Origin of the sequence: Mesorhizobium sp. M4A.F.Ca.ET.050.02.1.1 (assembly GCF_003997725.1) — a bacterium.
Lineage (GTDB): Bacteria > Pseudomonadota > Alphaproteobacteria > Rhizobiales > Rhizobiaceae > Mesorhizobium.
In genome coordinates this window covers 1-9957 of sequence record NZ_RZSG01000158.1, presented here as the reverse complement: position 1 = coordinate 9957, position 9957 = coordinate 1, and the positions used below count along the sequence as shown (strand labels likewise).

General features: G+C 63.9%; 9 protein-coding genes. 5 read left to right on the top strand and 4 right to left on the bottom strand.

From position 1 onward, the window contains the following. The 3 genes from lysA to argH form a co-directional block, all read right to left on the bottom strand. Nucleotides 1-1200: diaminopimelate decarboxylase (lysA, locus tag EOA33_RS13340; RefSeq protein WP_245482328.1), on the bottom strand; the 1200-nt coding region annotated here is incomplete at its 3' end. A 51-nt stretch (nucleotides 1201-1251) separates the two neighbouring features. Continuing rightward, complete coding sequence (locus EOA33_RS13335) at nucleotides 1252-1458, bottom strand: lipoprotein (protein WP_126058098.1); 207 nt, start codon at nucleotides 1456-1458, stop codon at nucleotides 1252-1254. Between the two features lie 88 nt (nucleotides 1459-1546). Next, nucleotides 1547-2947, bottom strand: a complete 1401-nt coding sequence (gene argH / locus EOA33_RS13330; protein WP_126058099.1) for an argininosuccinate lyase — start codon at nucleotides 2945-2947, stop codon at nucleotides 1547-1549. Nucleotides 2948-2983: 36 nt separating this feature from the next. Between argH and EOA33_RS13325 the strand changes: the two genes are divergently transcribed. Next, on the top strand, nucleotides 2984-3670 hold the full coding sequence (locus EOA33_RS13325; protein WP_126058100.1) for a TlpA disulfide reductase family protein: 687 nt from the start codon (nucleotides 2984-2986) through the stop codon (nucleotides 3668-3670). Here EOA33_RS13325 and EOA33_RS13320 read toward each other — a convergent pair. Next, nucleotides 3662-6109 carry an EAL domain-containing protein gene (locus EOA33_RS13320; RefSeq protein WP_127405824.1) on the bottom strand — a complete coding sequence of 816 codons (2448 nt, stop codon included), beginning with the start codon at nucleotides 6107-6109 and terminating at the stop codon, nucleotides 3662-3664. The two genes, EOA33_RS13325 and EOA33_RS13320, sit on opposite strands and share 9 nt — an antisense overlap. 342 nt (nucleotides 6110-6451) lie before the next feature. On the opposite strand from EOA33_RS13320, the gene EOA33_RS13315 reads away from it, so the two are divergent. The 4 genes from EOA33_RS13315 to EOA33_RS13300 all read left to right on the top strand — a co-directional run. After that, nucleotides 6452-7804, top strand: coding sequence for an extracellular solute-binding protein (locus tag EOA33_RS13315; RefSeq protein WP_126058102.1), 1353 nt, complete (start codon nucleotides 6452-6454; stop codon nucleotides 7802-7804). An 87-nt stretch (nucleotides 7805-7891) separates the two neighbouring features. Further along, nucleotides 7892-8776: an ABC transporter permease subunit gene (locus EOA33_RS13310; RefSeq protein WP_126058103.1), complete on the top strand. Its 885-nt coding sequence runs from the start codon at nucleotides 7892-7894 to the stop codon at nucleotides 8774-8776. A gap of 7 nt (nucleotides 8777-8783) precedes the next feature. Further along, nucleotides 8784-9698 (top strand): ABC transporter permease subunit, encoded by a 915-nt coding sequence (locus EOA33_RS13305; RefSeq protein WP_126058104.1) that lies wholly within the window; start codon nucleotides 8784-8786, stop codon nucleotides 9696-9698. Nucleotides 9699-9708: 10 nt separating this feature from the next. After that, nucleotides 9709-9957 (top strand): ATP-binding cassette domain-containing protein (locus tag EOA33_RS13300; protein ID WP_127405823.1); only part of this gene is annotated, 249 nt, incomplete at its 3' end.

The following is a 9957-nucleotide window of genomic DNA, read 5'->3' as shown; positions in this document are numbered from 1 at the left end:
CAGCACCATCACCCGCGAACGCATCGCCGCGACGGAGCCGCGCATCCGGCCATACGTCCGCCACACGCCGGTGCTGCGCGTCGACATGGCCGATTTCGGCAAGGCGCCTCTCGCCGTCGGCCTCAAGCTCGAATGCCTGCAGCATTCGGGTTCGTTCAAGGCGCGCGGCGCCTTTACCAACCTGCTGGAGCGTTCAGTGCCCGCGGCCGGCTGCTGCAGTACGGGGCGGATGTCGTGGAAGGCATCGTAAAGCGTCGGCCGGATCAGGTCGTTCATGGCGGCGTCGACGACGAGGAAGTTCTTGGCGTCGCCTTCCTTCACGAAGATGACCTCGGAGACCAGGATGCCGGCATTGCCGACGATCAGCCGGCCCGGCTCGAACATCACCTTCAGGCCGAGCTTGGTGACGTGCTTCCTGACGATCTCGGCATAGGCGTCGGGCAGCGGCGGCGGACTGTTGTCGACGCGGTAGGGGATGCCGAGACCGCCGCCGAGATCGACATGCTCGATGGAATGGCCGTCGGCGCGCAGCGCGCCGACCAGTTCGACGAGCAGCGCGAAGGCGTCGTCGAAAGGCTGCAGCTCGGTGATCTGGCTGCCGATATGGGTGTCGATGCCGGTGACCCTGATGCCGGGCAGTTCCGCGGCGCGGGCATAGACTTGTCGCGCCCTTTGCCATGCAATGCCGAACTTGTTTTCGGCCTTGCCGGTGGAGATCTTCTTGTGCGTCCTGGCGTCGACGTCCGGATTGATGCGCAGCGAGACCGGCGCGACCTTTCCGAGCGCAGTGGCGCGGGCCGAGAGCAGTTCAAGCTCCGGCTCGGATTCGACGTTGAAGCAGAGGATGCCGGGCGAAAGCGCGAAATCCATCTCACGCGCGGTCTTGCCGACGCCCGAAAACAGAATCTTGCCGGCCGGGATGCCGGCGGCAAGCGCCCGGCGCAATTCGCCTTCCGACACCACGTCGGCGCCGGCGCCTTGCCTCGCCAGGGTCTTCAGCACCGCCTGGTTGGAGTTCGCCTTCATGGCGTAGCAGACCAGCGTGTCGAGCCCGGCGAAAGCCTCCTTGAAGACACGGAAATGCCTGGTCAGCGTCGCCGTCGAATAGCAGTAGAAGGGCGTGCCGACCTGTGCCGCGATGTCAGGTATGGCGACGTCCTCGGCATGCAGCACGCCGTCGCGATAGTCGAAATGGTTCACGAGAGTGGTTCCGGAAGTTGAAGCACGATGAGATCGGTGATCTCACCGACTCTAGAGCAGTGGGTCGAGGATGAACTTCTTGTCCTCGACCGGTTTTTCCGGCTCCGGCGGCACGGGCTGATGCGCCTTCTCGGCATCCTTGCGCGCCTGCACGGCCGCCTCGTAAGGCGTGTCGAGGCCGGTCCTTCGGCCGCAGGCCGTGACGGTAGCCACCGCCGCGAGCAGCGCGAGCGTCACCAAAATCCTGCTTGCGGTCATCGATCCCATCCGTCGGAGAAAATTCGTCGCCTGCTTCTAGCGAAAATTTATGGCCTTTGCACCCCGGCAAATCGGGCGGTCGCCCGGCTCACGCTTTGGCAAGCCGCTTTTTCCAATAGCGGATCTGCTTGCGCACCTCCGATGGCGCCGTGCCGCCGAAGCTTGTGCGGCTCTTCACCGAGTTCTGCACGGCAAGCACGGAGAAGAGGCCCTCGGTGATACCGGGATGGATCGACTGCAGATCCTCGAGTGAAAGCTTCTCCAGCCCGACCTTCTTGTCCTCGGCCAGCGCCACGGCGCGGCCGGTGACGTGATGCGCCTCGCGGAAGGGCAGGCCGAGCGTGCGCACCAGCCAATCAGCAAGATCGGTCGCGGTCGCGTGGCCCGAGCCGGCGGCCTTCTTCATGGCGGCGGCATTGACGGTCATGTCGCGCACCATGCCGGTCATCGCCGCCAGCATCAGGTCGAGCGTCTCGGCGGCGTCGAAGACCGATTCCTTGTCTTCCTGCATGTCCTTGCCATAGGTCAGTGGCATGCCCTTCATCACCGTCAAAAGGCCGACGAGATGGCCGTTGACGCGCCCGGTCTTGCCGCGCACCAGCTCGGCGGCGTCGGGGTTCTTCTTCTGCGGCATGATCGAGGAGCCGGTGGAGAATGAGTCCGACAGCCGGACGAAGCCGAATTGTGGCGTCGACCAGATGATGATCTCCTCGGCGAGCCGCGACAGGTGGGTGGCGCAGATCGCCGCAACAGCAAGGAACTCCAGCGCGAAATCGCGGTCGGAAACGCTGTCGAGCGAATTGCGCATCGGCTCGCGGAAGCCGAGTGCCTTCGCCGTCTGGTGGCGGTCGATGGCGAAGCTGGTGCCGGCAAGGGCCGCCGCGCCGAGCGGGCTCTCGTCCATCCGCTCGATGGCGTCGCGGACGCGCGACAGGTCGCGCGAGAACATCTCGACATAGGCCATGCAGTGGTGGCCGAAGGTCACCGGCTGCGCCGCCTGCATGTGGGTGAAGCCCGGCATCACCGTCGCCGCATGCTCCTCGGCGCGCTCGAGGAAGGCCGCGATCAGCCCTTTCAGCGCCTCGGCGACGCGGAAGCACTCGTCCTTGACCCAGAGCCTCAAATCCACCGCTACCTGGTCGTTGCGCGAACGGGCGGTGTGCAGGCGGCCGGCGGCGGGGCCGATGAGGTCGGCAAGACGCGCCTCGACATTCATGTGGATGTCTTCCAGCCTGGTCGAGAATTCGAATGTGCCGGCCTCGATCTCTTTCAGGATCGTGTTCAGCCCGTGAGCGATTTTATCTTGATCGGCCGCCGAAATAATGCCCGTTTCAGCCAACATCTCGCTGTGGGCGATCGAACCTCTTATGTCCTGCGCATAGAGTTTGCGGTCGAACGAGATCGACGCGTTGATCGCTTCCATGATCGCGGCCGGACCCGAGGCAAAACGTCCGCCCCACATCTGGTTGCTGGCCTTCTTGTCGCTCATAGCTATAACCCGTGCTCCGGAGCAGTTTTGAAGAAAATGGCAGACCGCAAACAATTATTCCCGGCCCCACGCCTCATCCTCGCCGCCTTGGTGGCAGGCGTGCTGGCGGGCGCGGTCGCGGTATATGTCAGCGAGAGCGGTTCTGGCAACAATGCTGCCGCCGATGTCGCCGCAACCAGCGGCAAGGACGATGCCGCCTGCGCGGCCAAAGCCGAGCGCGCCAAAAAGGTCGCAGCGAAGGCGACAGGCCAGGTCGCGGCGCTATTGCCGGCCGATCCGCCGCAGTCGTTGAAAAGCCTCGCCTTCAACGGTCCGGACGGCAAGCCGATGACGCTCGCCGACCATGCCGGCAGGACGCTGCTGCTCAACCTGTGGGCGACATGGTGCGCGCCGTGCCGCGCCGAGATGCCGGCACTCGACGCGCTGCAGAAGGAGATGGGCAGCGACCGCTTCCAGGTCGTCGCGGTCAATGTCGACACCGGCGACGACACCAAGCCGAAGAAGTTCCTCAGCGACATCGGCGTCGCAACGCTCGGCTACTACCGGGATCCGACGCTGGCGTTGTTCAACGACGTCAAGACGCGCGGCCTGGCGCTCGGTCTGCCGGTCACCATGCTGATCGACGGCGAGGGCTGCCTGATCGCGCATATGAACGGCCCGGCCGAATGGTCGGGAGCGGATGCCAGGCGGCTGGTCGAAGCCGCGCTCGGCCCCTCAAGCTGAGCGCAGGGCGGCCGCCGGTTCCAGCATCAGGATGCTGCCGCCGCCGCGTGAGACGGGGGCGTCGTCATCTGCCGCAGGCGCCCTCGCGCCGGTCAGTTCGCCGAACGCCTCGATCGGACCAGGCCTGCCGAGGTAGAAACCCTGCCCGATCTCGCAGTCCTCGGCGTCGAGGAACCTGAGTTCGCCCAGCGTCTCGACGCCTTCGGCGAGCACCGGCAAGCCAAGGCCACGGCCAAGTCCCAGCACGGCGCGCACGATGGCCGCCACCTGACCGTTCCTGTCGACCGACTTGATGAAGGAGCCATCGATCTTGATCTTGTCGAAGGGGAAGGCGCGCAGGTTGGAGAGCGAGGAATAGCCGGTGCCGAAGTCGTCCATGGCGACGCGGACGCCGAGCGCCTTGACCTGCCGCAAGGTGGCCAGCGCTCGCGGCATGTCCTTGACCAGCGCCGTCTCGGTGATCTCGAGTTCGAGCCTGCCGGGCGCCAGGCCGGACCGCAACAGCACCTCATGCACCTTGCGGCTGAAGTTCGGATTGTGCAGCTGCACGGCCGAGACATTGACGGCGACCATCAGCGGGTTCTTCCAGCGGGCGGCTTCCTCGCAGGCGGCCGAAAGCACCCATTCGCCGATCTGGATGATGGCGCCGCTGTCCTCGGCCACCGGGATGAAGACGGCAGGCGAGATGTCGCCATGTTCGGGATGGTGCCAGCGGATCAGCGCCTCGAAGCCGATCATCCTGCCGGTGCTGATCTCCTTCTGCGGCTGGTAGACGAGCCGGAATTCGCCGCGCGCCACCGCCTGGCGCAGATCGTGCTCCATCACTCGCCGGTCGCGCGCCTCGGCGCCCATCGAGGCCTCGAAGTAACGATAGGTGTCCTTGCCCTCCGCCTTGGCGCGGTAGAGCGCGGTGTCGGCGTGGCTGACGAGGGCCGCCTGCTCATCGGCGTCCAGCGGGTAGAGGGCGATGCCGATGCTGGCCGACACAAGGCCGCCGCCCGGCGACAGCCGGTTCTCCTCGCGTATGGCGGCCAGGACCGCCTCGGCGATACGGCCGGCCGCCTGTGGGTCGGGGAGGTTGGGCGCGATGATGGCGAATTCATCGCCGCCGAGGCGGGCCAGCATCTGCCCGTGGCGAAGTTTGCTCGAGGCGCATTGCGCCACCTTCTGCAGCATCGCGTCGCCGGCGGCATGGCCGAACAGATCGTTGACTTCCTTGAACCGGTCGAGGTCGAGCAGCATGAGCGCGAGCTGACCGTCCTTGCCGCCGCGGCCCGCCGCGGCGATCTCGGCTTCCAGCCGGCTGTTGAAGCTGCGGCGGTTGGCAAGCCCGGTCAGCGGGTCGTAGTGGGCGAGGCGGATGATCTCCTGCTCCGCCTTCTTGCGCTCGCGGATGTCGCGCACGGCGACCACGCTGTGCGGCTTGCCGCAATAGTCGATGGGCCTGGCGATCAGCTCGACGGGGATCATGGTGCCGTCATGGCTCTTGAGGTCGGTTTCCCGTGCCTGCCCGTCCGCTTGGGCCATGGCGGTGGCGGAACGCTCGCCGAAGAGGTCGCTGAGCACCATGGTGTTCAGTGTCGTTGAGGCGATGCCGGACAATGCCGCGATGCTGTCATTGGCGCTGACGATGCGGGTGCCGTCGCAGACGATGAGGCCTTCGACCGCTGCATTGGCCAGGCCATGCATGCGCTCGGCCTCCGCCTGGTGGCGGCGGAAGCGCAGGTCGATCCACAGGGCCGCCGCCGAAAGCACGAGGATGACCAGGCTGGCGGCGGCCGCCGCGAAGGCCTGCGACATTGGCTCGATCGTGTATTGCGAGATCTCGATCGAGCTATCCGGATAGATCGACACGGCCCCCATCGCGATGAAGTGCAAGGTGCAGATCGCCAGCGTCAAAAGCACGGCGGCGCTGACCGTTCTCAGCGTCGAGGGGCGGTGCAGCGCAACAAAAAGCGACATCGCGGCAAGCGTGATGCCGGCGACCAGCGAGATCCCGACAAGCAGCTGATCCCAGACGACCCGGCCCTGCACCTCGAACGCCGCCATGCCGGTATAGTGCATCGTGCCGATGCCGACACCGAGCACGGCGCCGCCGACAAGGTAGTGCTCGATGCCGCCGCGCAAGGTGGCGATCCACATGCCGGCGGCGGTAAGCAGGACGGCCGCGGCAAGCGAAAGCACCGACAACTCGGTGTTGTAGGCGTTCGGTATTCCCGGCGAGAAGGCGATCATGGCGATAAAATGCGTCGCCCAGATGCCGAAACCGGTCGAGGTGGCGGCAATCATCAGCCAGGCATAGCGGTTTCTATTGGTCGAGCGGTCGACGTGGCGAAGCAGATTGACCGCCGAGAAGGAAGAAATGCCGCAGATGAGTGCCGCCAGTGCGACCAATCTCAGATCATGCTCGTGCACGATACAATTATAGACCGTCAACATCTCGCGTCACCTGATCTTCCCGCAATAATCAAGCAATGAAATTGATTAGGGCTGGACGCTTGAAGAATCAGTTATTGCCCGTGCAACTACGGCGTGCGCGTTCGGTTGCAGAGGCGCCCGAGACGATCTCATGCGGGGGCGGCAATATCGCCTGCCGCACCTGTCCGACGCCGATGTCAAAAACACTCGCGAGGCTTTGAAACGCGGTCCTGTCCGCGTGCCAATCGGCTTTTCCACAGACCCGCAGGCCACAGCAGAACTGTCACATACCTTCTCTATGAGAGCGGGCAAGGACTTGCGCACAGCCTGATGTCACCAGCCACTCAAAAGGGAATCAAATCCATGTCGATCATCAAGCAGGGCCTTGCCGCCCTTGCCGCCGGCGCTCTTGGCCTGACGCTGGCGCAGCCTGCCGCCGCCGCGCCCGTCAAATTCGATTTCTGGTTCGGCCTTTCGGGCGACCTCGCGCGCGTCGTCGACACGCTGTGCAAGAACTTCAATGCCTCGCAGTCCGACTATGAGGCGGTCTGCACCAGCCAGGGCAATTATGACGCGACGCTGCAGAACACCATCGCCGCCTTCCGCGCAGGCAAGCAGCCGACAGTCGTTCAGGTCTACGATGTCGGCACCGCCACCATGATGCTGTCGGGCGCCTACTATCCGGCCGACAAGCTGATGGAAGAGAACGGCTACAAGATCGACTACAGCGACTATTTCCCCGGCATCGCGCGCTATTACGCGACGTCGAAGGGCGAGATGCTGTCGTTCCCGTTCAACTCCTCGACGGCGCTGATGTACTGGAACAAGGACGCCTTCGCCAAGATCGGCAAGACCGAGGCGCCGAAGACCTGGGAAGATGTCGGCGCCGACCTCAAGGCGCTGAAGGACGCCGGCTATGACTGCCCGATGGCGATCAACATTTCCGGCAACGAGAGCTGGCAATTGATGGAGCAGTTCTCGGCCATCCACAACCAGCCGATCGCCACCGAGAACAACGGCTATGACGGTCTCAACGCCCGCCTCGAGATGAACAAGACCAAGTTCGTCCAGTATGTCGGCGACCTCAAGAAGTGGTACGACGCCGGCCTGATCAAGATCAAGTCGAAGGACCTCGGCCAGGACATGGTGCAGGCCTTCGCCTCCGGCACCTGCCAGCTCATCATGACCTCGGTCGGCGACCACGGCACGGTCGGCAAGACGCAAAAGGAAGGCATGAGCTGGGACGTGGCCGAGCTGCCCGTCTATGCCGGCACCGAGCGCAAGAATTCGCTGGTCGGCGGCGCCTCGCTCTGGGTGCTGTCCGGCAAGTCGCCCGAGGAATACAAAGGCGCCGCCGCCTTCCTCAACTTCATCCATGATCCCAAGACGGCGCTCTTCTGGTCGACCAACACCGGCTACATCCCGGTGGCGAAGTCCGGCTTCGAGTACATGAAGGCCAACGGCTTCTACGACAAGGCGCCCTACAAGGGCCGCGAGGTCGCCATCGCCAGCCTGACCGCGTCGGAGCCGACCGAGATCACCCGCGGCATCCGTCTCGGTAATTTCACCCAGATCCGCGCCGAGTTCGGCACCCAGATGCAGGCGATCTTCGCCAACAAGGTCAGCGTTCAGGAAGGCATCGACACGCTGGTCAAGAATGGAGACGCCATCCTCGACCGCTTCCAGCAGACCTACGCGAACAAGACGCTGCCCTGAGCGTCGGCTTTTCGTGGCCGCCCGCCGACAACAGGCGGGCGGCCGTTTCATATCAGGGCTTGGCCGCCCGGCGGCTTTGGCGGATCGATGGAAAAACGCGTCACTTTCTCAAGATGGTCGATCGGCATCCTGTTCGCGGTGCCGCAGTTGCTCCTGATCTTCACCTTCTTCTATTGGCCCGCCGGCCAGGCGGTTTACTGGTCGCTGACGCTGCAGCAACCCTGGGGCGGCGGCAACATCTGGGTCGGGCTCGACAATTTCCGTTCGATCCTCGCCAACACCGACTATTGGAACTCGATCACCGCCAGCCTGATCTTTGCCGGCATCAGCACCGGCCTTGCCATGGTCATCGCGTTGGTGCTTGCCACCCTGACCGACCGCCAGCTTGCCGGCTCACGCCTCTACCGCGTCGTGCTGATCTGGCCTTACGGCATCGCAGCACCTGCGCTGGCGATGGCTTTCCGCTTCATCCTGGCGCCCGAAGCCGGCTTCATGGCCGCCGTCAACAAGGTCTGGCCAGGCTTCTGGGACCCCGGCCTCAATGGTGCCGACGCCATGGCTTCTGTCATCATCGCGTTCTCCTGGAAATATGTCGGCTACAACTTCATCTTTTTCCTCGCAGCCCTGCAGGCAATCCCGCGCTCACTGGTCGAGGCGGCGGCGATGGACGGCTCCGGCGTTCTCAGACGTTTCCGGGATATCCAGTTCCCGTTGATCACGCCGACAATCTTTTTCCTCCTGGTCATCAACATCACCGAGAGCTTTCAGGATTCCTTCGGCATCGTCGACATCATGACGGCGGGCGGTCCGGCGAACGCGACCAATCTGATGGTCTACAAGATCTATTCCGACGGCTTCAAAGGCCTCGATTATTCCGGCGCCGCCGCGCAAAGCATCATACTGATGCTGCTTATCATCGTGCTCACCATCTTCCAGTTCCGCTTCATCGAGCGGCGTGTGCATTACAAGTGAGGCGGGCATGGTCGAGCGCACCCCGATCCTCAACTTGTTCACCCATCTAATCCTGTTCGTCGGCTTCGCATTTTGCGTGGCGCCGTTCATCATCGTCGCGATCGCGGCCTCGCATAATCTGAAGGATGTCAACGACGTGCCGATGTCGCTGCTGCCGGGCAGCGACTTCTGGGTCAACATCAAGGCAGCGTGGACGACGGCCGATCTCGGGCCGAAGCTGTTCAACAGCTTTATCATGGCCGCAGGCGTGGCGGCCGGCAAAGTCATCATCTCGGCGCTCACCGCCTTCTCGATCGTCTACTTCCGTTATCCCGGCCGCATGCTGATCTTCTGGCTAATATTCGTCACGCTGATGCTGCCGCTGGAAGTGCGCATCGTGCCGACCTACGCGGTCGTCGCCAACGTCATGTCGCCATATCAGGCGATCCTCGACGTGACTGGCCTGAGCTGGCTGATCGAGAAGGTCTCGGGGGTGCAGGTCGCACTCAGCCTCGGGCTGCTCAATTCCTATACCGGCCTTATCATGCCGCTGATCGCCACCGCCACCGGCACGTTCCTCTACCGGCAGTTCTTCCTGACTGTGCCGGACGAACTGACCGAGGCCGCGCGCATGGATGGTGCAGGAGCCTTGCGCTTCTTCATCGACATCCTGCTGCCCTCGTCGCGCAACAACATGGCGGCGCTCGGCACAATCATGTTCCTGTGGGCGTGGAACCAGTATCTGTGGCCGTTGCTCATCACCACCGATGCCAGCCACGCCACGGCGGTGACCGAGCTCAAGCAACTCATCCCCAATGTCGGCGGCATTCCCGAATGGAACATCGCCATGGCCGGCACGCTGATCGTCATGCTGCCGCCGCTCGTCGTCGTCGTGGCCATGCAGCGCTGGTTCGTGCGCGGCCTCATCGCCACAGAAAAGTAGGGACCAGCCGATGGCCTCGATCACCATTCGCGACGTCTACAAAAGCTACGCCAAGATGCAGGTCGTGCACGGCGTCCACCTCGACATCGCGTCGGGCGAATTCGTCGTCATCCTCGGGCCGTCGGGCTGCGGCAAGTCCACGCTGCTTCGGATGATCGCCGGGTTGGAGGAGATATCAGGCGGCACGATCGCCATCGACGGCAAGGTGGTCAACAAGCTCGAGCCGCGCGAGCGCGGCTGCGCCATGGTGTTCCAGAAC

Bases quoted from the DNA above. Each gene is read 5' to 3' on its own strand.
- EOA33_RS13335 (WP_126058098.1), bottom strand. From the start codon at position 1,458: ATGACCGCAAGCAGGATTTTGGTGACGCTCGCGCTGCTCGCGGCGGTG.
- argH (WP_126058099.1), bottom strand. From the start codon at position 2,947: ATGAGCGACAAGAAGGCCAGCAACCAGATGTGGGGCGGACGTTTTGCC.
- EOA33_RS13325 (WP_126058100.1), top strand. From the start codon at position 2,984: ATGGCAGACCGCAAACAATTATTCCCGGCCCCACGCCTCATCCTCGCC.
- EOA33_RS13320 (WP_127405824.1), bottom strand. From the start codon at position 6,109: ATGTTGACGGTCTATAATTGTATCGTGCACGAGCATGATCTGAGATTG.
- EOA33_RS13315 (WP_126058102.1), top strand. From the start codon at position 6,452: ATGTCGATCATCAAGCAGGGCCTTGCCGCCCTTGCCGCCGGCGCTCTT.
- EOA33_RS13310 (WP_126058103.1), top strand. From the start codon at position 7,892: ATGGAAAAACGCGTCACTTTCTCAAGATGGTCGATCGGCATCCTGTTC.
- EOA33_RS13305 (WP_126058104.1), top strand. From the start codon at position 8,784: ATGGTCGAGCGCACCCCGATCCTCAACTTGTTCACCCATCTAATCCTG.